The following is a 23101-nucleotide window of genomic DNA, read 5'->3' as shown; positions in this document are numbered from 1 at the left end:
TCCGTAGATCGTCCATCCCTTGACGTCCCGTTCCCCGCCGTTCCTACTTTCGGTTTTGTGGATGTGAGGATCTTGAAAAGCAGCTTCGCGGTGGTGGAGAGGAGGGCCGAGCACGCGGTCAAGTACTTCTACTCCCACCTGTTCTGGCACAACCCCGGGATCCGTGAGCTCTTCCCGACCGCCTCCGAGGACATGGAGCGGCAGCGGGACCGGCTCTTCGCGGCCCTCACCCATGTGATCTCGCGCCTGGAGGACGAGACCCTCGTTCCCTACCTCCAGGACCTCGGCCGCGACCACCGCAAGTTCCTCGTCGGACCCGAGCACTACGCGGCCGTCGGCGCCAGCCTGCTCGCCGCGCTCGCCGAGACCTCCGGCGAGGCCTGGAGCCCGGCCACCGAGAAGGCCTGGGCCGAGGCCTACCAGGTGATCGCCGACGTGATGACGGCCGGCGCCGCCGCCGACGACTCACCGCCCTGGTGGGACGCCGAGATCGTGCGGCACCTCCAGTACGGGGAGGACATCGCCGTACTGACCCTGCGGCCGCACGCCCCCCTCCCCCATCTCCCGGGCCAGTACGTGAGCGTGAGCAGCGCGCGCGTGCCGACCACCTGGCGGACGTACTCGCTGGGCAACGCGCCCCGCGCCGACGGCACCGTCGACCTCCACGTCAGCCGCGTCGAGGGCGGCAGGCTCAGCACCGCCCTGGTCCGCGAGGTGCGGCCCGGCGAGCGGCTGCGGCTCGGGGCCCCCGGCGGGTCGTCGATCCTGCGCCGCGCCGACCGGCCGATCACCCTCATCGCCGCCGGGACCGGCTGGGCACCCGTCCGCGCCATGCTGGAGGACCTGGTCGAACGTCCTCCCGACCACGACGTGCGGCTCTTCGTGGTCGCCCGGGACGCCGCGCACCTCTACGACAGGCCGCTCATCGACGCGTACGCCGCCTCACTGAGCTGGCTCGCCGTCACCTACATCACGCCCGCCCCGGGCCGGCACCGCAACCAGGCGACCGACCGGCTGGCGACCGCGCTCAGCAACCGGGGGATGTGGCGGGAGCAGGACGTCCACCTCAGCGGGCCGCCCCAGTTCGTCGACGAGACGGTTCAGCTGCTGGAAGGGCTCGGGGCCCGCCCCGACCGCCTCTTCCACGACGCCGTTCCCCCCGTCGGCGCCGCCCCGAACCGGCCGACGGGCTTCGGCGAGTGGTTCCTGAACCGGCCCGCCCCGCACTGGCACAACCCGTCGGGACGCTCCCCGCGCGAGGACTGAGGGGCGCCGCCCGGCCCCTGCCCGACGCTTCGCCGGCTCCCCGCCGGAGCGCTACTCGACGCCCTCGGCCGCCCGGATCGTGTCCCGGTAGGCGCGGGCCGCCGCGCGCAGCGCGGTCTCGGGGTCGGTTCCCGCCTCCTCGGCGCGCGCCGCCAGCGCCAGCAGCTCGTAGCCGATCCCCTCGCCCCGGGGCAGTTCCACGGGCAACGCCGCCGCCCGGGCCCGGCCCGCCAGCTTGGCCGCGAGGGCGAGGGCCGGCTGGGCCAGGGGGACCCCGTCCGTCACCGACGCCCGCTGCTTCTCGACGGCCTTGGTGGCCTGCCAGTGCGCGTGGACCTCCTCGGGGGTGTCGGCCTTCTCGTCGCCGAAGACGTGCGGGTGCCGCCGGATCAGCTTGTCGACGAGGTCGCCTGCCACGTCGTCGATCGAGAACGGCCCGTCGGCGTCGTCATCGGCGTCACCGTCGTCGTCCGGGTCGGCTTCCGTGCCCTCCTGCGCGATGCGGGCGTGGAAGACGACCTGGAGGAGGACGTCGCCGAGTTCCTCGCGCAGTTCGGCGCGGTCCCCGCCCTCGATGGCCTCCACCAGCTCGTACGCCTCCTCCAGCGCGTACTTCACCAGCCCCTCGTGGGTCTGCCGGGAGGTCCAGGGGCACTCGCGCCGCACCCGGTCCATCACCTGGACCACGTCGAGCAGCCGGGCGCCGGGCAGGTCGTACGAGCCGGGCAGCAGTTCCAGGTCGGGCATGGAGACGCGGCCGGAGCCGGCGAGGCGGGCCAGCCCGTCGGTGAGCCGGCCGTCGCCCTCCCCGCCCGGGATCACCACGACCGTGCGGCCGCCGGCGCAGGCCTCGACCAGCTCGTGCGCGTCGGGGGCCGCCCGCTCCACGGTGACGCCCGCCTCGCGCAGGTACGGCAGCTGCGGATGACCCGGGTCGGCGCACAGCACCCGGTCCGCCCCGTGCAGGGTCTGCCAGGCGGGCCAGGACAGCAGTCCGGGGGCGACCCGGTGGCTCGCGGTCAGCAGCACGATGCGGCCGGCCGGGACGGGGGTGTCCCCCTCGGCGGGCACGGGAGCGGCGGGGGCGGGTTCGGCGGTGTGGTCGGTCACCCTCCGAACCTACCTCCGCCGCGCGGGCTCAGGCCCCGGCGGGGGGAGCCTGCTCGGGCCGGGTGCGCTGGGTGATCCACGGGGTCTCCTGGTCGCCGAGCAGGATCTGCTGGGCGTCCCACCGGCCGTAGCGCGGGTTGACCTCGATGTCGAGGGCCTTCGCTGCCGCACCGAGCTGGGCCAGGGCCTTCTCCTGACTGCCGTAGTGCGCGAAGAGCTTGTCGCGCAGCAGCTTGAAGCGGGCGTCGGCGTCCATCTGGCCGGGCGCCAGCTGCGCCTGCTGGAGGGCTGCCGCCTCCAGGGTCTTCTCGTCGCCCGCCTGCTGGAGCTGGGCCTTGCGGACGCCCTCGATCTCCTTGGTGGTCACCGATACGCCCGCGTCCTTCGCCGCCTGTTCGAGGACGGCGCTCTGGATCATCTTGTTGAGTTTGGTGCGTTCCAGGCCGGCGGTGGCCTCGATGAGTTGGGCGCCCTGCTCGGAACGGTTCTGCGCGGTACGGACGTCGTTCACCTGGGCCTGGAGCGCGGAGGTGGTGATCCGTTCCCCGCCGACGACGGCCGCGGTGCCGGGGCGGGTCCCGCCCGAGCAGGCCGACAGCAGGGGGGCCGCCACGAGCAGGGCGGCGGAGACGGAGAGCGCTGTGCGACGGTGCAAAGGAGCCTCCAGGGCCGGGAGATTGTGCGTCGGTGCACAAGGGCCGTGCGGTGATCGATGGTATGCAGTCAGGGTGGCCCGAGCCACCGGTTCGACCAACGATTCCGGGGGTGTTGGGGTGCGAGTTCACTCCGTGGCCACCACCGAGCCCTCCGTTCCTGGGAAGGTCGACCCACCATGTCGACATCGCAGCACGCCCCGCACCGCTCCGTCGCGCCCTCCGCGCCCCCCGGGCCGGAGCCGCCGGGCTCCGCTCCGGCAGGGCTCCGCCCGTGGTCCGGCCGGCGCGCCGGCCTCGCCGGGGCCGCCCTGGCGGCCCTGATCACGACGGCGGCCGTGTGCGCGGGGGACGCCGCCGCGCGCGTCTTCCCGTACGGTCCGCGCCACCGCAGCGTGAACGACCTCGGGAACCAGTTCGTCCCCTTCCACGCGCAGCTGTGGGACCTGCTGCACGGGCGGGCCGAGGGCGGGCTCCTCCTCAACTGGCGCTCCGGGTACGGCACGAGCTTCCTGCCGGACCTGGGCACCTACCTGTCCAGCCCCTTCGCCGTCCTGGTGGCGTTCTTCCCGCGCGCCGACATCGACCTCGCGGTGTACGCGGTCACCGTGCTCAAGACGGCCGCCGCCGCCGCGGCGATGGCCTGGCTGCTGCGGACCCAGCGGCGGGGGCCGTGGTGGGCGGCGGGCCTGCTGGGCGCCTCGTACGCGCTGTGCGGCTGGTCGGTGCTGGAGGCGTCCTACAACCCGATGTGGCTGGACGGGCTGATCGCGTTCCCGCTCCTGTGCCTGACGGGGGAATGGGCGCTGCGCACGCGCCGCCCGGTGGCGGGGGCGCTGGTGGTCACCCTGTGCTGGACGGCGAACTTCTACACCGCGTACATGGCCACGCTGGGTGCGGCGCTGGTCCTGCTCGTCCGGGTGGTGCTGACCCGGGAGGACGCCCGCGAGCGGGTCCGGGTGTGCGTGCGGGCGGCGGTGACGACGCTGCTGGGGATCGCTCTCGCGGCTCCCCTGCTGGTGCCGCTGTTCCTGAGCTCGAAGCAGGCCTACCCGGGCTGGTTCAAGGAGTTCCGGCCCGTGCCGTGGCCGGACCTGTTGGCACGGCTGCTGCCGGCGACGTACTCCTTCTCCTCCCCCGCCCTGTTCCTGGGCACCGGGATCCTGCTGCTGGTGGCGGCGCTGCCGTTCCACCGGACGCTGCCGGCCCGGACCCGGTGGTGGTGGACGGGGCTGGTGGCCGCCGTACTGGTGTCCTTGCAGTGGACGCCGACCCATCTGGCCTGGCACGTCTTCGCGACGCCGAACGGCAGCCCGTACCGGCAGACCTTCGTCCTGGCCGGGATCGTGGTGATGGCCGCCTGGGCGGGGTCGGCCGCCGGTCCGCCCGGGGTGCGGGCCCTCGCCGGGGGCGCGGGCGTCCTCGTGACGGCCGTCGCGGTGGCGGCGGCCGGGAGCGGGCTGACGACGGTTTGGGGCGCGGCCCTCTTCGTCGCGGGCCTGGCGGCGTCCGGCTGGGCGTGGTGGGCGCTCGGGCGGCGCAGGGCGGTGCCGGTGGCGGCGGCCCTGCTGATCGGGGTGCTGGGGGCGCAGGCCGCGGCGACGGCGGCGTACGGGCACAAGGGGAAGTTGGGCGGGCTGGACGACTACCCGTCGTGGGGCGCGGAGCACACCGCCCGCGCCGCGGCCCTGGCGGACGCCGACGGCTGGCCCGCGTACCGGACCGACCCGGGCCGGCCCGCGCTGTCGGGCAACGACCCGATGCTGCTGGGCGGCGAGGGCGGCTCGTACTACAGCAGTCACACCCCGGACGTGTTCACCCGCTCGATGGCGGCGCTGGGCGCGGGCTGGACCTCGCGGGGCCGCAACGTCCAGAGCCTCGACAGCCCGGTGACGGACGCGGTGTTCGCGGTGGGTGCCCGGCTGAAGCCCGACGGGAGCGTGGCCCGCGCCGAGGTCCCCCCGCTGGTGACGGTCCGTCCCGCGGGCCCGTCCCCCGCCTACGGGGACTCGCCCTTCGCCAACCAGGAGCTGCTGCTGGGCGCGCGGGTGTACGAGGACCCGGTCGCCCCCGGGATCTGTCGGGCGGGCACCGAGGCCTTCCTCTGGGCGCCGGAGTACAACGCCACGGCCCGCCTCGCGGACGGCCCCGCCTTCCGCCTGAACGGTTGGGCGCCCCGCAACCGGGCCGCGCTCCAGCCGATGGGCGTCTCGCACGGTCCCGCCTCGAAGCTGGTCTTCGACCGGCCCGCGCCGGCGGCCTGGACCCTGTCCTGCCTGGACCGGCCCCGGCTGGACGCGGCGGTGGCCGCGCTGCGCGCCTCGGCCGCCACCTCGGTACGGGTCTCCGCCTCGGGCGTGCGCGCGACCCTGCCCCCGGGCAGTACGGGAACGGCGGTCCTGTCGGTGCCGGCCGTCGCGGGCTGGAGCTGCAACGGCCGTCCGGCCGGGGAGCGCCTGGGCCTGGTCGCCGTCCCGTTGGACGGCGACGCCACCACCCTCGACTGCGGGTTCCGCCCGCCGGGGCTGCTGCCGGGGGCGGCGGTGGCCGCGGCGGCGCTGGCGGTCCTGCTGGGCTCGGCCCACCGGCGCCGGCGGGGCCCGGCCGTCTGAACCGACGGGACGGGCCGCCGCGTCAGCGGACCTGGCCCAGCCACTGGAGGGTGCGGCGGACCTCCACGGGCAGGGGGTGGCCCGGCCCGTGGACGCGGTCCGCGTCGAACAGGAGGCGGACCAGGGTGTCGTGGGCGCCCTGCCGGTCCCCGAGGGAGAGCAGCAGGTGCGCTATCCGGCGGCGGACCTCCAGGGGCAGGCCCGGGTCCGGGTTGGCGTAGTGGTTCTCGAAGAGCGGGAGCAGCGAGCGGTACTCCGCGAGGGCCGCGGCCGGTTCGCCGAGCTGTTCCAGGCACTGGGCCGCGTCGTAGCGGAACCGCAGCGCCTGGGCGTCGCCCGCGGGGAACTCGTCGGCGAGGCGGCGCAGTTCGGGCAGGGCCCGGCGGTACTGGCCGTCGTCCATCAGGGTGGCCGCGTACTGCTTGCGCAGGGAGCGGACCACGGGCGAGTGCTCCCCGTGTTCGGCGGCGGCGGCCGGGAGGATTCCGCCGAGGATGTCCACGGCCTGGGTGAGGCGGCCCTGGTCGAGGAGCTTGCGGGCCTCGTCGACCGCGCCGGGGATGTCGGGCCGGGGCGGGGCCGGCGGGTCGGCCGGTCGGGGCGGGACGACGGCCGCGCGGTCGGGCCAGGGGGCCTGGGGGCGCAGGAAGGGGCGGGTCGGGTCGAGCGGTCCGGCCGGGAGGCGGCTGCCGCGGGTGGGCAGCAGCGGGGCGAGGGCCTCGTAGACCTCCTGTGCGGAGCCGGGGCGGTCCTGGGGGTCCTTGGCGAGGAGGCGCATCAGGAGCGCCTCCAGTTCCCGCGGGATCTCGGGGCGCGCGCCGCGCACGGGGAGCGGGGGCTCGTACAGGTGCCGGTGGAGGACGCCGAGGGCGGTGGAACCCGCGAAGGGGACGTTGCCGCTGAGGAGTTCGTACAGCAGCACGCCGAGGGCGTACAGGTCGGTGTACGGGCCGACGGCGCCGCCCATGGCCTGCTCGGGCGCCATGTAGGCGGGGCTGCCGATGGGCGATCCGGTGCTGGTGAGGCGGGTGGTGTCGGTGTCCATGACGGAGGCGACGCCGAGGTCGAGGACGAGGACGGTGCCGTCGGGGCGGATCATCACGTTGCGCGGCTTCAGGTCGCGGTGGACGATCGGCACCGCGTGCACGGCCGACAGGACGGCGCACAGCTGCGCGACCACGGACACGGCCCAGGGCCACGGGTAGGGGTCGTGTTCGGCGAGGTGGTCGGCGAGGTCGGAGCCCTCGACGTAGCCCATGACGAGGTACAGCTCGTCGCCGTCGCTGCCCGCGTCGTGGACGGTGACCAGCCCGGGGTGGTCGACCTGGGCGGTGACGCGGCATTCGCGCACGAAGCGGCGGCGCAGTTCCTCGGCGACGGTGCCGGGGCCGGCCACCTTGTCGGGGCGCAGCAGTTTCACGGCGACGCGGCGGTCCAGGCGGCGGTCGTAGGCCGTCCAGACCTGGCCCATGCCGCCCTGTCCGAGGATGGTGGCGAGCTGGTAGCGCTCACCGATCAGGCGTTCCTCGGTCACTTGTCACGGTCCTGGCGGGCCGTGTCGTTGGGGTCCTGGTACGGGCCCCCGGGCTGCGGCGGCTGCTGCGGCCGGCGCAGGAGTTCGCTGAGCTCGTCGAGCTCGGCGCGGACCTGCCCGATCCTGGGCGGCGGCGTCGCGTGCGGCGGGTTCTGCGGGACCTGCGGGGTCCTGGGCGCCGGGGCGGGCACCGGGGTGTGCGCGGGCGGGTACCCGTAGGCGGGGTTGGTCTGTTGCTGCGGCGGCATGTACGGGGGCTGGGCGGGCTGCGGGTACCAGCCGGGGACGGGGCCCGCCGAGGCCAGGGCCTCGTGGTGCTTGATGTCGACGATGAGGAAGTAGACGCAGGTCGCGAAGCCGGTGAGGATCGAGCCGCCGGCCCCGAGGTTGCCCTGCCAGCCGTTGGTCTCGGCGGTCGGGTCGAGCTGGATGAAGGTCATCCAGACGACGGCGAGCACGCCGCTGACGACGAGCAGCACCCAGTCGCGCGTCTTGCGGGTCACCAGGGCCAGGCGCAGCATCGCGCCCCAGGCGAGGAAGCCGCAGCTGATCACGGGGAGCACCGCGAACAGCACGCGCAGCGTCACCACGGTGGAGGAAGTGGGACGGTGGCCGTGGGGGCCTTGCTGCGGCGGGATGCCGGGGGCGTGCATCGGTGCTCCTGACGGGCCGTGCGGACGGTTTGCGGGTATGAGCGTATACAGCCTTTCCGGCCGTCCGTGAGGGGATGGACCCAACCGTTGCAGGGTCGCTGCACAGGGGTCACTCCGGCAGGACGGATCCGTCCGACAGGCCGTCGTGGAGGCCCTGGACGAGTTGCTCCCCGAGCCGCGCCGCGCGCGCCAGCGCGGCCTCGAACTCGGCGAGCTCCCGGAACCTGGCTCCGTAGCGGCGCTGTTCCGCCAGGGGCAGCCGGGGCAGCCGCAAGCGGCGGACGTCGAGGCGGGTGGCGGTGGAGGCGTGGCTGCTGGCGCGGCGGGTGTTGGCGGTGCCGCGCAGGAATCCGGCCACGAACCAGGGGTCGAGTGCGGCCGGGTCGGGGCGCAGCAGTTGCACGTTGCGGCCGAGTGCCGCGCCGGCGCCGCTCGCGGCGTCCGTTCCGATGACGCGGGCGGCGCCGACCGCTCCGACGACGGGGACGACGACGTCGCCCGGGGCGGCGAGGAAGGGCTCCTCGGGGCCGGTGGCGAGGGTGCCGGAGGGGGCCGCGCCCGCGTACACGTCGTGCTCGGTGAGCACCGGCGGTTCTTCGGCGTCGGGACCGGCGGCGCTGCCGGTGCCGGTGCCGGTGTGCAGCAGCAGGGCGCCGGCGCGGGCGAGTTCGCCGATGGTGGTCTGCGGGAGGCGGGCGGGGGCCGCGTCGGCGGGGGCGGGCGGCGGGGTGAGGCGGGCGGCGCGGGTGAGGCTTTCGGCGAGGCGTTCCCGGACGGCGGCCAGTTCGGCGGGGCCGCCCCCGGTGCCGGGCGGGGGGAGGTGGCGGGCGGGGGTGAGGTCGACGTCGTCGTCCAGCAGCTCGACGACGGGCACGACGCGGCCGAGCCCGGGGAGGTCGGCGGCGCCGGTGCGGTCGTACGTGGTCCAGGCGTCGAGCACCGCCCCGTGCACGGCGGGCCAGGCGGCCCGGGCCTGGCCGTCGGGGGCCAGGCCCGCGGTGTCCACCAGCAGCAGCCCGGTGGGGGCCGGGGCGTGCGGGGCGGGCCGGCGCAGCACCCACAGCTGGAGCGGGATCCCGTAGGGCGGCGCGGCCCCGGCGGGGAGGGCGATGACGGCCCGCAGGGCGCCCCGGCGCAGCAGGTCGGCGCGGATGCGGCGGCCGGAGCGGCGCGCGGCGACGGCGGGGGGCATCAGCAGGACGGCGGTGCCGCCCTCGCGGAGGTGGGCCAGGGCGTGCTGGATCCAGGCGAGTTCGGATTCGGTGCGGGCGGGGAGGCCGTACTCCCAGCGGGGGTCGTAGGCGAGTTCCTCGTGGCCCCAGTTGCGTTCGTTGAACGGGGGGTGGCACAGGACGGCGTCGAGGGCCGGCCCGACGAAGGCGTCGGCGCGCAGGCTGTCGGCGGCCGCGGCGCGGACCTGGGCGGAGCCGTGCAGGGCGAGGCGCAGCGCGGTGAGGGCGGCCAGTTCGGGCGAGGCGTCCTGGGCGTGCAGGGTGGTGGCGCCGGTCAGGGCGCGCAGCAGGCCGCCGGTGCCGCAGGCGGGGTCGAGCGCGCTGCGGACGCCCGGTCCGGCGAGGGCGGCCATCAGTGCGGCGCAGCCGTCGGGGGTCAGGGTGTACTGCCGGGGGTTGGCGTCGAGGTGACGGCCGAGGAGGAACTCGAAGGCCTTGTGGGCCCCGGGTCCGGCGGCGAGTTCGGCGGCGGCCCGCAGCAACGGCATGTCGGCGGCCCGGGGCGCCGTGTCGGCGAGGGGGTGGCCGGGGCCGAGGCGGGCGGTGAGGACCCGGTCGCGGACGGGGCCGAGCAGGGTGGCCATGCGGGGGTCGGAGACCGCGGTCAGCTCCAACCACTCGGCGGGCCGGTCCCGTACGACGAGCAGCGCGGCCCCCGCTTCGACGAGAGCGGCGACGGCTCCGCCGGGGTGGGCGGTGACCTGCTGCCGGACGCGTTCGCGCAGGGGCACTTCGGCGAGCTTGCCCTGGGTCCGGAGCCAGTCCTCGACCTCGGGCAGGGCGAAGGAGGGGCTGGTCTCGGTACCGCCGACCGGTTTGGGGAAATCGGCGTGACGGCGGCGCCAGTTGCTCACGGCGGCGCGGCCGACTCCGGCCAGGCGGGCGATCTCGGCGGCGGTGACCTCTGCGGCGTTCTCCTCCAACATGCCGGGAGCATACCGGTGCACACGAAGGCGACCGCTTCACAGCGTGAATTCCCAGCAAAGCAATGAATCTTGTTGACTCGGTTCACAGGCTCTGTTGTGATGATCCCGTCGCACGGCGTCGCGAGCAACCAGCCGCGTACGAAACCGAGTTCAGTCAGGAGCGCTCCATGTCCCACACCCCGCGCACGAGCCGATCCACCCGAAACAAGGTGCTCACGGGCTGCGGCGCGCTCCTCGCGCTCGTCGCGGTCGGCGCCTGCACCGGGACGGACACCGCCAAGGACGGGAAGCCGGCCGCCGCCGCGAGCACGAAGACGGACGGGGACACGTCCGGGGCCCCCTCCGGCGGCGCGCAGAGCGGGCAGCCGGGCGCGCAGCCGAGCGGCCAACCGGGCGCGCAGAGCAGCCAGAAGCCGGCCGAGGAGAAGAAGACCGCGATCCGCGGCAGCGGCACCTTCCAGGTCCCGGGGGACGTCAAGCCCGGCACCTACCGCACCACCGGCAACAAGGACCTGGGCTGCTACTGGGAGCGGGCCAAGGACTCCAACGCCGAACTGGAGTCGATCATCGCCAACGACAACGTCACCGGCGCGAGTTACGTGACCATCGAGGCCACGGACAAGATCTTCAAGTCCTCCGGCTGCAAGGACTGGGAGGCCGTCGACCCCAAGGCCGCCGGCGCCGCCCCGAAGACGGAGTTCTCGGGCGAGGGCGGCATGTACAAGGTGGGCTCCGACATCGCCCCGGGCACCTACAAGTCCACCGGCCTGGCCGAGGGCGCCGCCGGCTGCTACTGGGAGCGCTCCAAGTCCGCCGACCACGAACTGGACTCCATCATCGCCAACGAGAACCCCGAGGGCCCGGCGGTCGTCACGATCTCCGCGAAGGACGCCTACTTCAAGACCACGGGCTGCGCGACCTGGAAGAAGTCCTGACCCCACTCCCACCGGCCGGGCACCGCTCCCCCGCGGCTACCCTCGGGAGACTTTGATCGCTCCCAGGGGGAACCGCCTTGCGCACCACCATGCCCACCGCCGCCACGGTCGCCTGCGCGGTCCTGTTCACCCTCACGGCGTGCGGACCGTCCTCCGGCGCCGCGGAGGCGAAGCCCTCACCGTCCGCCACCCCCTCGCCCCCGGCCGCGCCCGACCCGCTCGCGGGCAAGGACCCCGCCGCGGTGCTGCGCGCCGCCTACGAGGAGACGCAGAACGCTCCCACCAAGGACATCCGCGTCTCGCGCAGGACCGGCGAGCGGCAGCTCCAGGCCTACCTGACCGTCACCGGTGAGGACTGGTGCTACGGCAGGGTCACCGTGATGAAGGCCGGGACCGCCGACATCGTCACCCGGCACGGCGTCTTCGCGCTCAAGGGGGCCGAGGGCTTCCTCGAAGACCACTTCGGGGGGCGCTCCCGACCGGAGCCCGACGACGAGGGGTGGATCTCCCTGAAGACCTCCGACCCCTCCGTCGCCCACCTCCTCGACCTGTGCCGGGAGGGGCTGCCCGCCAAGACCTTCCCCGCCGAGCGGACGAACATCCGGCGCGAGGCCGACACCTTCTCCTCGCAGCGACGGGTGGCGGTCTTCAGGTCGACGGTGCCCGGCGGTGCCGAGATCACGGACCACGTACTGATCGAAGGAACCCCGCACCTCATGGAACGCCGGACCGGCGGACCCGACTTCGCCCACACCTCGTACGAGAAGCTCCGCCCGGCAACCCCCGCCGGAAGCGCGGGCCCCGCCTGACCGCCCCGCTCCGCTCCGCTCCCCGCCCCGCCCCGCCCCGCCCCGCCGAGCGAACCCGCCACAACCGGCGTAACGTCGCAAAAGGGGCAGCAAAGGGAGCGTACGCATGGGGATTTTCGACAGGTTCAAGGACCAGGCCAAGACCAAGGGCAAGGACATCTCGGACAACCTGGAGCAGGAGGCCAACGAGAGGACCGGCAACAAGTACGCCGATCGGATCGACAAGGCCCAGCAGCAGGCCGAGCAACGCCTCGGCATCGACGACGACCCCAACAAGTAACGCCCGCACGCGACACCCACACGCGGAACGGGGAGGGCGCCGGCCACGGCCGACGCCCTCCCCGCGCGTGCGGACCCGGTTACGAGCCGAGGATCGTGGTGAGGAACTCCCCCGTCCAGCCGAGGAGTTCCCGCCCGACCAGCGGCTTCCCACCCACCCGTGCGGTCTTCGGCCGCGGCACCAGCACCTGCGAGGTCGCCGGCTTCAGCACCGTCCCGGGGTAGAGCCGCTTCAGGCGCAGCTCCTGCGATTCGCGCAATTCCACCGGCCCGAAACGGATGTTGGGGCCCTGGAGGGTGATGTCGCCGACCCCGCAGGCCCGGGCGAGCATCCGCAGCCCCGCCACCAGCAGCAGGTTCTCCACCGGCTCCGGCAACTTGCCGTAACGGTCGGTGAGTTCCTCCCGCACCGCCTTGATGTCGGCCTCGGAGTTGGCCGCGGCGATGGACCGGTAGGCCTGGAGGCGCAGCCGCTCGCCGGGCGCGTAGTCGTGCGGGACGTGCGCGTCGACCGGCAGCTCGATCTTCACCTCCAGCGGCGGCTCCTCCTCCGCCCCGCCCTCCACGGCGGCCCGGTAGTCCGCGACCGCCTCGCCGACCATCCGGATGTACAGGTCGAAGCCGACGCCCGCGATGTGACCGGACTGCTCCCCGCCCAGCAGGTTGCCCGCGCCGCGGATCTCCAGGTCCTTCATCGCCACGTACATGCCGGCGCCCATCTCGGTGTGCTGGGCGATCGTCGCGAGCCGCTCGTGCGCGGTCTCCGTCAGCGGCTTCTCCGGCGGGTACAGGAAGTACGCGTACCCGCGCTCGCGGCCACGGCCGACACGGCCGCGCAGCTGGTGCAGCTGGGAGAGGCCGAAGTTGTCGCCGCGCTCGACGATGAGGGTGTTGGCGTTGGAGATGTCGATGCCGGACTCCACGATCGTCGTCGACACCAGGACGTCGAACTTCTTCTCCCAGAAGTCCACCACGACCTGCTCCAGGGCCTGTTCGGACATCTGGCCGTGCGCGGTCGCGATCCGCGCCTCGGGCACGATCTCGCGCAGCTTCGCGGCCGCCCGGTCGATGGACTCGACCCGGTTGTGGATGTAGAAGCACTGGCCCTCGCGGAGCAGCTCGCGGCGGATCGCCGCGCCGATCTGCTTCTCCTCGTACGGGCCGACGAAGGTCAGCACCGGGTGCCGCTCCTCCGGCGGGGTGGTGATCGTCGACATCTCGCGGATGCCGGTCACCGCCATCTCCAGGGTGCGCGGGATCGGGGTGGCGGACATCGTCAGCACGTCGACGTTGGCGCGGAGCTTCTTCAGCTGCTCCTTGTGCTCGACGCCGAAGCGCTGCTCCTCGTCGACGATGACCAGGCCCAGGTCCTTGAACTTCGTCTCCTGCGAGAACAGCCGGTGGGTGCCGATGACGAGGTCGACCGAGCCCTCCTTGAGTCCTTCGAGGGTGGCCTTCGACTCCGTCTCGCTCTGGAAGCGGGACAGCGCCTTCACGATCACCGGGAACTGCGCGTACCGCTCGGAGAACGTGCCGAAGTGCTGCTGCACGAGCAGGGTCGTCGGGACGAGCACCGCGACCTGTTTGCCGTCCTGCACGGCCTTGAAGGCGGCCCGGACCGCGATCTCCGTCTTTCCGTAGCCGACGTCGCCGCAGATCAGCCGGTCCATCGGGACCGACTTCTCCATGTCCTCCTTGACCTCGGCGATGGTGGTGAGCTGGTCGGGCGTCTCCGCGTACGGGAAGGCGTCCTCCAGTTCGCGCTGCCAGGGGGTGTCCGGGCCGAAGGTGTGGCCGGGGGCCGCCATGCGGGCGCTGTACAGCTTGATCAGGTCGGCGGCGATCTCCTTGACGGCCTTCTTCGCGCGCGCCTTGGTCTTGGTCCAGTCGGCGCCGCCGAGCCGGTGCAGCGTCGGGGCCTCGCCGCCGACGTACTTGGTGACCTGCTCCAGCTGGTCGGTGGGGATGTACAGGCGGTCGCCGGGCTGGCCGCGCTTGGCGGGGGCGTACTCGACGAGGAGGTACTCGCGGGTGGCGCCCTGCACGGTGCGCTGCACCATCTCGACGTACCGGCCGACGCCGTGCTGCTCGTGGACGATGTAGTCGCCGACCTCCAGGGTGAGGGGGTCGACGGACTTGCGGCGCCGGGTCGGCATCCGGCCGAGGTCCTTGGTGGCGGTGCGCTGGCCCGTGAGGTCGGTCTCGGTGAGGACGGCCAGCTTCAGGACCGGGTCGACGAAGCCGTTGTCGAGGGATCCGCAGGCCACGTGCACGATCGACGGTTCGAGCCCGGCGAGGCCGGACTCCAGCCGGGCGGCGATGCCCTCGCCGCCGAGGACCTCGACGGTACGGGCGGCCGGGCCGTGGCCCTCGGTGAGGTAGACGGTGCGCCAGCCGTCGGCGAGCCAGCCCTTGGTGTCGGCGAGCGCGCGGGCGGTGTCGCCACGGTAGGCCTCCGGGGCGTGCATGCCGAGCTTGAGGGTGTCCCCGCCGAGGGTGTCCTCGTCGGCGGCGAACGGCGACACCGACCACCACATCATGCCGAGCTCGCGGGCGTGCTCGCGGACGTCCGCGATGCCCCGCAGGGAGGCCGCGCCGACGTCGATGGGGGCCTCGCCGCCACCGGCGGTGGCCGCCCAGGAGGCCATCAGGAACTCCTGCGACGTCGCCACGAGGTCGGAGGCCCGGGTGCGGACCCGCTCGGGGTCGCAGACCACCGCCATCGCCCCGGCGGGCAGGACGTCGATCAGCAGTTCCATGTCGTCGACGAGGACGGGGGCGAGGGACTCCATGCCCTCGACGGCGATCCCCTCGGCGATCTTGTTGAGCAGTTCGCCCAGCTCGGGGTGGAGCTCGGCCAGCGCGGCGGCCCGCCCGCGCACCTCGTCGGTGAGCAGCAGCTCGCGGCAGGGAGGGGCCCACAGCCCGTGCTCGGCGATCTCCAGGGACCGCTGGTCGGCGACCTTGAAGTAGCGGATCTCCTCGACGTCGTCGCCCCAGAACTCCACGCGCAGCGGGTGTTCCTCGGTGGGCGGGAACACGTCCAGGATGCCGCCGCGCACGGCGAACTCGCCGCGCTTCTCGACCAGCTCGACGCGCGCGTACGCGGCCGCCGCGAGGGCGGCGGTGATCTCGCCGAGGTCGGCGTTCTGCCCCTGCCGCAGGCTGACGGGGATCAGGTCGCCGAGGCCCTTGACCTGCGGCTGGAGCACGGAGCGGATCGGTGCGACGACCACCGAGACGGGTCCGGCCGCCGGGTCGTCCGCGCTCGGGTGGGCGAGCCGGCGCAGGACGGCGATGCGGCGGCCGACGGTGTCGCTGCGCGGACTCAGCCGTTCGTGGGGCAGCGTCTCCCAGGAGGGGTAGTCCACCACCCCGTCCGGCGGCAGCAGCGAGCGCAGCGCGGCGGCCAGGTCCTCCGCCTCCCGCCCGGTGGCCGTCACGGCGAGCACCGTCCGCCCGGTGCGCCGGGCCAGCGCGGCGATCGCGAAGGGTCGCGCGGCGGGCGGGCCGACGAGGTCCACGTGCATCCGGTTGCCGTCCCCGGCCGCGGTGACCGCCTCGGTGAGGGCGGGATCCCGGGTGACGGCGTCGAGCAGTCCGTGCAGGCTCATGAAGGGGGCTTTCCGTCCGGTGACAAGTTCGTCCGTGGGCAGGGGAAGAGCTGGGCGGGGCAGGTGCGGCGCGGGTACGGGGCAACGCGAAGGACCCGACACGTGAACGGGCCGGGGGTTCCCACCCTACGCCCGCCCGCCCCTCCACCACCGTCCCCCACCGGGGCGCGACCCGCCCGTCCGGCGCCGCCCAAAGGTTTCCGGCCACGGCCGGAACAGGGGGCCGCAGGCCGCCCTGTCCGACCGGAATGACAATCTGTACGTATGTCCATATCCGGGAGTCCGACGACGGCCGGGGCGCTCCCGGCGACCCCGGCCCCGCCCCGTGCCCCGGTCGTTCCGGGGCCGCGCCGGGCCGTGCCGGGGCCCGGGGCGGTGCGGGGGCCGGGGGGCGTGTCCCGCACCGGCCGGAACGCGTGGCTCCTCGCCGCCGCGCTGTTCCTCGCGTACGCCGTGCTGTCCGTGTCGCGCCACCGGCGCATGGAGACCCTCTCCTGGGACCTGGGCATCTTCGAGCAGGCAGTCCGGGCCTACGCCTGGCTGCGACCGCCGGTGGTGGACCTGAAGGGGCCGGGCGCCAGCGTCCTCGGCGATCACTTCAGTCCCGTCATCGCCCTGATCGCCCCCTTCTACCGGGCGTTCCCCACCCCGGTCACCCTCCTCGTCGTGCAGGCGGCGCTGTTCGCGCTGTCCGCGGTGCCCGTCACCCGGGCAGCGGCCCGGTTCCTCGGGCCGGGCCGGGGGCTCGCGCTCGGCGCCGCGTACGGGCTGTCGTGGGGGATCCAGCGGGCCGTCGAGTTCGACTTCCACGAGATCTGCTTCGCGGTGCCGCTGCTGGCCTTCGCCCTGGAGGCACTGGTCGCCCGCCGCTGGTGGGCGGCGCTGGGCTGGGGCCTGCCGCTGCTGCTGGTCAAGGAGGACCTCGGGGTCACCCTCGCCGCCCTGGCCCTGGTGGTCGCCTGGCGGGCCCGGCGGACCGATCGGTGGGCCGCGCGGGCCGCGGTCGCGGTGGCCGTCCTCGGGGTGGTGGCCGCCGCCCTGGTGTTCACCGTCGTGATCCCCTCCTTCGCCTCCGACGGCTACGCCTACTGGGACAAGCTCGACGCCGCGGGCCCCGGCCCCCTCGACGGGCTCGGCACCAAGCTCTCCACCCTCGCCTGGGTGCTGATCCCCACCACGGGGCTGCTCGCGCTGCGCTCCCCGCTGCTGCTGGTCGCCGCGCCGACGCTCGGTTGGCGGTTCCTGTCGGGCGACGAGCACTACTGGTCCACCGACTGGCACTACAGCGCGGTCCTGATGCCGATCGCCGCCCTCGCCCTCGCCGACGCCCTCGACGCCTCCCGGCGGTCCCCCCGCCCGTGGCTGCGGGCGTACTCCCTCCAGTTGCCGGCCGCGCTGCTCGCGGCCGGGCTCGCGCTGAGCGCGACCACCCTGCCCCTGGCCCGGCTCGGGGAAGCGGCCACGTACGAGCGACCCTCGCGGGTCGGGGCGGTCGAGCGACTGCTCGCCAGGATCCCGGACGGCGCGAGCGTGGAGAGCGACATCGCCCCGATCACCCGACTGACCTCGCGCTGCCGGGTGTTCTGGATCGGCGACACCAAGGGCGTCCTGCCCGACTACCTCGTCTACGACAACGCCTCCGGCTGGGCCGGCGAGGACCCGCTCGGCTACGCCCGGCAACTGCACCCGGAAGCCCGCTTCACGCTGGTGGGCACCGCCCGGGGAACGGTCGTCCTGCGCCGGATCTGAGCGGTCCCGGCCGGACCGGGCACCCCGGACACCCCGGACACCCCGGACACGACGCGGCCCCGGGCCGCCCTTTCGGGCTGCCCGGGGCCGCGTCCCCCCGTACGACCGTCCGGCGGGGTTACTCGCCGGCGATCGCGTTCAGTACGTTCATCCGCCCCGCCCGGAAGGCCGGTACCAGTGCGGCGAACAGGCCCACCAGGGCCGATGCGGCGAACACCCCGAGGATGGTCGGCCACGGGATCTCCAGGACCTTCAGACCCTCCAGGGCCAGCAGCTGCTGCGCGGCGGCGCCCCAGCCCATGCCCAGTCCGAGGCCCAGCAGGGCGCCGAAGAGGGCGATGACCACCGACTCCAGGCGGATCATGCGGCGCAGCTGGCGGCGGGAGAGGCCGATGGCGCGCATCAGGCCGATCTCGCGGGTCCGCTCGACGACCGAGAGGGCCAGCGTGTTCACCACGCCGAGGATCGCGACGACGATGGCGAGGCCGAGGAGGCCGTAGACCATGTTCAGCAGCTGGCCGACCTGGTCCTTCAGGGCCTGCTTGTAGTCGGCCTGGTTGCGCACGGTGTACTGCGGGTACTCCGCGAGGGCCTTCTTGACCTCGGCGTACGCGGTCGTGGCCTGGCCGTCCTTGGCGGTGGCCAGCAGCATGAACGGGCGTGGCATCCGGTCGGCCGGGACGGAGGCCTCGGCCAGCGCGGTGCTGATGTACTTCATGCCCTTGTCGAGGTTGCCCTCGTCGCTGGTGATGGCGGCGACCTTGAGCTTGACCGTCTTCCCGCCGTCGAAGGCGACCGTCAGCTCGTCACCGAGCTTGACGCGGTGCGCGTCGGCGTAGATCGAGCCGACGCTGATCGCGTCCTTGCCGTACGCCGCCGCGTGCTCGCCGGCCACCATCTTGCGCCGGAGGTCCTCGGCGTAGGTGGGGTCGGTGGCGCCGAGGCCGACGGCCTCGCTGGTCCCGTCCGGGGCGGTGATCCTGGCCGGGATCTCCCGGTAGGCGGTGACGTGGTCGAGGCGCGGGTTGGCCCGCATGGCCTGCTCGGCCTGCGGCATGACCGGCTGTCCGGTCTCGGAGCTGACGATGTAGTCCGCGCCGACCGACTTGTCGAGCTCGTCGGTGGCCGAGGCCACCATCGAGGAGCCGACGACCGAGAGGCAGGCGACGAGCGCCAATCCGATCATCAGGGCGGCGGCGGTGGCGCCGGTGCGGCGCGGGTTGCGCAGGGCGTTGCGTTCGGCGAGCCGGCCGACGGACCCGAAGGGCCGCAGGACCGCTCCGGAGAGCACCCGCACCACGCCCGCCGCCAGCAGCGGACCGATGACGATGAAGCCGATGAGGGTGAACACCACGCCGAGGCCGAGCCACAGCGAGCCGGTCGAGGCCTTCTCCGCGGCCGCGGCGAGGAACAGGCCCGCGCCGCCGATGCCGGTGAGGACGAGGCCGAGGACGGCCCGGACGATGCCCGCCTTGCGGTCACCCGGGGTGCCGGCGTCGCGCAGGGCGGCCATCGGGGAGACCTTGCCGGCCCGCCGGCCGGGTACGTAGGCGGCGACGACGGTGACGACGACGCCGAGGAGGATGCCGACGACCGGGGTGGTCCAGGCGATGGTCAGGTCGTCGGTCGACAGCTCCATGCCCATCTGGCCCATGAGCTTCATGAGGCCGACGGCCAGGCCGATGCCCGCGGCGACACCGAGCAGGGAGCCGACCACTCCGAGCAGGAAGGCCTCGACGAGGACGGAGCGGTTGATCTGTCCGCGGTCGGCGCCGATGGCGCGCATCAGGCCGATCTCGCGGGTGCGCTGGGCGACCAGCATGGAGAAGGTGTTGAAGATCAGGAAGATGCCGACCAGGAAGGCGATGCCGGCAAAGCCGAGCATCACGTACTTCATGACGTCGAGGAAGGAACCGACGTCCTTGCGGTTGGCGTCGGCGGCCTCCTTGGCGGTCTGGAGCGTGAAGGCGTCCGCGCCGAGGGCCTCGGCGACGTTCCGCTTGAGCTGCTCGTCGCTCACGCCGTCCTTGGCGGTGATGTTGACGTGCGTGAACTCGCCCGGGGCGCCGAGCAGTCGCTGCTGGGCGGTCGCGGTGTCGAAGTAGACGATCGTGGCGCCCGGGTTGGTCACGGTGAAGGTGGCGATGCCGCTGATCCGCGCGCGGGTGTCGCCGGTGACGGCGATGGTGCGCAGTTCGTCGCCGAGCGCGAGGTGGTGCTTCTTCGCGGTGTCGCTGTCGACCATCATCTCGGTGGGGCCGCGCGGGGCGTGACCGGAGGTGATCTTCATCGACTTGAGCTCGTTGTCGCTCCAGTTGCCCGCGATGGTCGGGGCGCCGGTGGTCGAGCCCATGTTCTCGTTCTTGGCGTTGACCACGGTGACGGCCATGGACAGGACGCCGCCCTCGGCCCCCTCGACGCCCTCGGCCTTGGCGGCCTTGTCGACGACCGATGCGTCCAGCGTCCGGGGCTTGCCGGTGGCCGGGGTCTCCTCCCCGGCGACGGCCTCCTTGGGGGTGACCGTGACGTTCGAGTTGGTGACGGCGAAGAGCTTGTCGAAGGTGGTGTTCATCGTGTCGGTGAACACCAGGGTTCCGCACACGAAGGCGACGGACAGCAGTACGGCGATGGCGGAGAGCGCCATGCGGCCCTTGTGCGCGACGAAGTTGCGCCGCGCGGTCTTCATGACGGTCACGAGGTCCGCCCGCGTGCGTCGAAGTCCTTCATGCGGTCCAGGACCTGGTCCGCGGTGGGCCCGTACATCTCGTCGACGATCCGGCCGTCGGCGAGGAAGATGACGCGGTCCGCGTAGGAGGCGGCGACCGGGTCGTGCGTGACCATGACGATCGTCTGGCCGAGGTCGTCCACCGACTGGCGCAGGAACCCGAGGACCTCGGCGCCGGCGCGGGAGTCGAGGTTTCCGGTCGGCTCGTCGCCGAAGATGATCGCCGGTCGGGCGGCGAGGGCGCGGGCCACGGCGACGCGCTGCTGCTGCCCGCCGGAGAGCTCGGTCGGGCGGTGCTTGAGGCGGCCCGCGAGACCCACGGTGTCCACGACCCGGTCCAGCCACTGCGGGTCCGGCTTGCGGCCCGCGATGTCCATGGGGAGCGTGATGTTCTCCAGGGCGTTGAGCGTGGGGAGCAGGTTGAAGGCCTGGAAGATGAAGCCGATGCGGTCGCGGCGCAGCTGGGTGAGCTTCTTGTCCTTGAGGCCGGTGATCTCGGTCTCGTCGAGGAAGATCTGGCCGCCGGTCACGGTGTCCAGGCCGGCGAGGCAGTGCATCAGCGTGGACTTGCCGGAGCCGGAGGGGCCCATGATCGCGGTGAACTGGCCGGTGTGGATGTCCACGTCGACGTGGTCGAGGGCGACGACGCGGGTCTCGCCGGAGCCGTAGGCCTTGACGACCTGGCGGGCCCGGGCCGCGACCGCGCCGTTCCCTCCGGTACTCCCGTGCCTGGTTTCGGTCATCGCGGTTGTCACGGTGTTCTCCCCTGTTCGCTGCGCGCCCGGTGCGCGCTGGTGCGTGCGTGCGTCGCCGTCGTGAAGTCTGTGGCGCGGGGGGTGTCCGGCGCGCTGGTGCCCATCGCCGTATCCACCGGGGGGTTAACCCCACCCCCAGGCCGATCCCCGCTCGTATGAATCAGTTAAGGACGCGGCGGGACGTTCGGCCTCATCCGCCGGGACGAACGTCCCCTGGCCCGTTGGGGGGAGCTCCCCCTAGGGGATCCGGGGCCCCGGGGCCGCCCGGGGTGAGGGATACCGCCGGGCACACCCCTGGTGAGAAGGTGTTCTCCGCGTCCGGGTGCCGGGGGCACAGAGGGGGAGGCGGCGCGGTGGCGGCGGAGGGGAACCAGGGGGAGGCCCCCGTGGACGACGGGACGGACCTCCCCGGAGGAAACGTTTCAGCCGATCGGGCGGGCCGCCCCCGCGACGAGCCCGCGGCCGGACGTCCGCAGGGGCGTCCGCCGACCAGGGTGGTCGTCTCGCTGATGCTGAGCATGGCCCTGGTCGCCCTCGACACGACGATCGTCGCCACCGCGGTCCCGCAGATCGTCGGCGACCTCGGCGGGTTCTCCGTCTTCTCCTGGCTGTTCTCCGGCTACCTCCTCGCCGTCACCGTCACCCTCCCCGTGTACGGGAAGCTGAGCGACACCTTCGGCCGCAAGCCCGTCCTCCTCTTCGGGACGGCCCTGTTCCTCGTCGGCTCCGTCCTGTGCGCCTCCGCCTGGAACATGGCCGCGCTCATCGCCTTCCGGATCGTCCAGGGGCTGGGCGGCGGCGCGCTCCAGAGCACCGTGCAGACCCTCGCCGCCGACCTGTACCCGCTGAAGGAACGCCCGCGGATCCAGGCCCGGATGACCACCGTCTGGGCCTCGTCCTCGCTGCTGGGCCCCGCGCTCGGCGGACTGCTCGCGGCGTACGCGGGCTGGCGCTGGACCTTCCTCATCAACGTCCCGCTCGCCGGACTCGCCCTGTGGCTCACCGCCCGGCACCTCGTCGAACCCGTACGCTCCCCCGGGCGCCGGGGCCCCGTCGACTGGGCGGGTGCCCTCGGCGTCTTCGCCTGCGGCGGGGTGCTGCTCTTCGCGCTGGTGCAGGGCGGCGTCGCCTGGCCCTGGCTTTCGGCGCCCTCCCTGACCCTGTTCGCGGCGGCCGCCGCGCTGGCCGCGGTGGTGGTCCGGGTGGAACGCCGGGCCCCCGAGCCGATCCTGCCCGGGTGGGTGTGGCGCCGGCGCACCATCGCCGCCGTGAACCTGGCCCTGGGCTCGCTGGGCCTGCTGATGGTCGCCCCGCTGGTGTTCATGCCGACGTACGCGCAGACCGTGCTCGGCCTCGGCCCCGTCGGCGCCGGGTTCGTGATGGCACTGATGACGCTGAGCTGGCCCATCTCGGCCGCCTTCTGCCAGCACGTCTACCGCCGCATCGGTTTCCGTGACACCGCCGTCCTCGGCATCGGGGCGGCCGCGGTGATCCTCTTCGCCTTCACACTGCTCCCCCACCCCGCACGGGCCTGGCAGCCCGCGCTGATCATGCTGCTGCTGGGCTTCGCCCTCGGCCTCTTCCAACTGCCTCTGATGATCGGGGTGCAGTCCACCGTGGGCTGGGCGGAACGGGGCACCACCACGGCCTCGGTGCTGTTCTGCCGCACCGTCGGCCAGAGCGTGGGCGCCGCGCTCCTCGGCGCCGTGGCCAACGCGACGATCGCCGCCCGGCTGGCGGACTCCCCGCTGCCGGGCCTCCCGCAGCGGCTGGACGACGTCTCGAAGGCCCTGGCCGCCCCGGACTCCCTCCCCGCGGCGACCACCGCCCACCTGCGCTCGGCGGTCGCCGCCGCCGTCGACCACATCTTCCTCGGCGCGACGGCCGCCGCCCTCGCCGCGCTGCTGGTCCTCCTGCTGGTCGCGCCCCGCGAGTTCCCCGTCCTGAAGGAACAGGAGTGAACCGGCACCGACTTGTCATGCACCGGGCCGTCCGGTAACTCTCGTGCCCGGCACCGTTTCCGGGGGGGGGCGACATGACATCCGCACTCTGCGCACCGGCGTTGCCGGCCGCCCTGGCCGGCCCCGTCATCCTGCGGCTGCGCCGCCGGCCGGACCTCGTCACCGGCTGCTGCTCACGGTCCTCGCGTACGGACTGACGGCGGGCGGCGGTGCCTCCTGGTCGTCGGGATGCGCCTGCAGGACGGCAGCATCACCAAACCGGCCCCGAAGCCGACCGTCACGGGCCGC

The 23101-nt window shown here is 73.7% G+C and carries 16 protein-coding genes; 8 read left to right on the top strand and 8 right to left on the bottom strand.

Annotated features, from left to right (window positions below):
- Positions 1 to 63: 63 nt before the first annotated feature.
- The gene (locus tag ACFVS6_RS26180; protein WP_389707433.1) at positions 64 to 1266 is read left to right on the top strand and encodes a globin domain-containing protein; all 1203 of its coding nucleotides are present in this window, start codon (positions 64 to 66) and stop codon (positions 1264 to 1266) included.
- 51 nt (positions 1267 to 1317) lie between these two features.
- Here the strand turns inward: ACFVS6_RS26180 and ACFVS6_RS26175 are convergent, their stop codons facing one another.
- Both ACFVS6_RS26175 and ACFVS6_RS26170 read right to left on the bottom strand, forming a co-directional pair.
- On the bottom strand, positions 1318 to 2337 hold the full coding sequence (locus ACFVS6_RS26175) for a nucleoside triphosphate pyrophosphohydrolase (protein WP_389707531.1): 1020 nt from the start codon (positions 2335 to 2337) through the stop codon (positions 1318 to 1320).
- Between the two features lie 67 nt (positions 2338 to 2404).
- Positions 2405 to 3031, bottom strand: coding sequence for a SurA N-terminal domain-containing protein (locus tag ACFVS6_RS26170; RefSeq protein WP_389707431.1), 627 nt, complete (start codon positions 3029 to 3031; stop codon positions 2405 to 2407).
- Positions 3032 to 3208: 177 nt separating this feature from the next.
- On the opposite strand from ACFVS6_RS26170, the gene ACFVS6_RS26165 reads away from it, so the two are divergent.
- Positions 3209 to 5641 (top strand): YfhO family protein, encoded by a 2433-nt coding sequence (locus tag ACFVS6_RS26165; RefSeq protein WP_389707429.1) that lies wholly within the window; start codon positions 3209 to 3211, stop codon positions 5639 to 5641.
- Positions 5642 to 5663: 22 nt separating this feature from the next.
- Here ACFVS6_RS26165 and ACFVS6_RS26160 read toward each other — a convergent pair whose 3' ends face one another.
- The 3 genes from ACFVS6_RS26160 to ACFVS6_RS26150 all read right to left on the bottom strand — a co-directional run bounded on the left by ACFVS6_RS26160 (position 5664) and on the right by ACFVS6_RS26150 (position 9986).
- Complete coding sequence (locus ACFVS6_RS26160; RefSeq protein WP_389707427.1) at positions 5664 to 7175, bottom strand: protein kinase; 1512 nt, start codon at positions 7173 to 7175, stop codon at positions 5664 to 5666.
- Positions 7172 to 7828 carry a hypothetical protein gene (locus tag ACFVS6_RS26155; RefSeq protein WP_389707425.1) on the bottom strand — a complete coding sequence of 219 codons (657 nt, stop codon included), beginning with the start codon at positions 7826 to 7828 and terminating at the stop codon, positions 7172 to 7174. Before ACFVS6_RS26155 ends, ACFVS6_RS26160 begins: the two co-directional genes overlap by 4 nt.
- Positions 7829 to 7937: 109 nt before the next feature.
- A complete protein-coding gene (locus tag ACFVS6_RS26150) occupies positions 7938 to 9986 on the bottom strand; it encodes an N-6 DNA methylase (RefSeq protein ID WP_389707423.1) in 2049 nt (682 codons plus the stop codon).
- A gap of 167 nt (positions 9987 to 10153) precedes the next feature.
- On the opposite strand from ACFVS6_RS26150, the gene ACFVS6_RS26145 reads away from it, so the two are divergent.
- The 3 genes from ACFVS6_RS26145 (at position 10154) to ACFVS6_RS26135 (ending at position 12010) form a co-directional block, all read left to right on the top strand.
- The gene (locus ACFVS6_RS26145) at positions 10154 to 10921 is read left to right on the top strand and encodes a hypothetical protein (protein ID WP_389707421.1); all 768 of its coding nucleotides are present in this window, start codon (positions 10154 to 10156) and stop codon (positions 10919 to 10921) included.
- A gap of 77 nt (positions 10922 to 10998) precedes the next feature.
- Positions 10999 to 11730, top strand: coding sequence for a hypothetical protein (locus ACFVS6_RS26140; RefSeq protein WP_389707419.1), 732 nt, complete (start codon positions 10999 to 11001; stop codon positions 11728 to 11730).
- 106 nt (positions 11731 to 11836) lie between these two features.
- Positions 11837 to 12010 carry an Rv0909 family putative TA system antitoxin gene (locus ACFVS6_RS26135; RefSeq protein ID WP_389707417.1) on the top strand — a complete coding sequence of 58 codons (174 nt, stop codon included), beginning with the start codon at positions 11837 to 11839 and terminating at the stop codon, positions 12008 to 12010.
- Between the two features lie 79 nt (positions 12011 to 12089).
- Here ACFVS6_RS26135 and mfd read toward each other — a convergent pair whose 3' ends face one another.
- The gene (mfd, locus tag ACFVS6_RS26130; RefSeq protein WP_389707415.1) at positions 12090 to 15623 is read right to left on the bottom strand and encodes a transcription-repair coupling factor; all 3534 of its coding nucleotides are present in this window, start codon (positions 15621 to 15623) and stop codon (positions 12090 to 12092) included.
- 264 nt (positions 15624 to 15887) lie between these two features.
- Here mfd and ACFVS6_RS26125 point away from each other — a divergent pair, with 264 nt between their 5' ends.
- The gene (locus ACFVS6_RS26125) at positions 15888 to 17372 is read left to right on the top strand and encodes a DUF2079 domain-containing protein (RefSeq protein ID WP_389707413.1); all 1485 of its coding nucleotides are present in this window, start codon (positions 15888 to 15890) and stop codon (positions 17370 to 17372) included.
- A gap of 118 nt (positions 17373 to 17490) precedes the next feature.
- Here the strand turns inward: ACFVS6_RS26125 and ACFVS6_RS26120 are convergent, their stop codons facing one another.
- On the bottom strand, positions 17491 to 20067 hold the full coding sequence (locus tag ACFVS6_RS26120; protein ID WP_389707411.1) for an ABC transporter permease: 2577 nt from the start codon (positions 20065 to 20067) through the stop codon (positions 17491 to 17493).
- Positions 20064 to 20840: an ABC transporter ATP-binding protein gene (locus ACFVS6_RS26115; RefSeq protein ID WP_389707409.1), complete on the bottom strand. Its 777-nt coding sequence runs from the start codon at positions 20838 to 20840 to the stop codon at positions 20064 to 20066. The genes ACFVS6_RS26120 and ACFVS6_RS26115 overlap by 4 nt, the downstream gene beginning before the upstream one ends.
- A 167-nt stretch (positions 20841 to 21007) precedes the next feature.
- Here ACFVS6_RS26115 and ACFVS6_RS26110 point away from each other — a divergent pair, with 167 nt between their 5' ends.
- Positions 21008 to 22813, top strand: a complete 1806-nt coding sequence (locus tag ACFVS6_RS26110) for an MFS transporter (RefSeq protein ID WP_389707407.1) — start codon at positions 21008 to 21010, stop codon at positions 22811 to 22813.
- A 74-nt stretch (positions 22814 to 22887) separates the two neighbouring features.
- Positions 22888 to 23010: a hypothetical protein gene (locus tag ACFVS6_RS26105; RefSeq protein ID WP_389707405.1), complete on the top strand. Its 123-nt coding sequence runs from the start codon at positions 22888 to 22890 to the stop codon at positions 23008 to 23010.
- Positions 23011 to 23101: the final 91 nt, after the last annotated feature.

The organism is Streptomyces sp. NPDC057939, from assembly GCF_042887545.1.
GTDB lineage: Bacteria > Actinomycetota > Actinomycetes > Streptomycetales > Streptomycetaceae > Streptomyces.
Note: the sequence above shows the minus strand (reverse complement) of the source record. Positions and strands in the feature narration are given on the sequence as shown.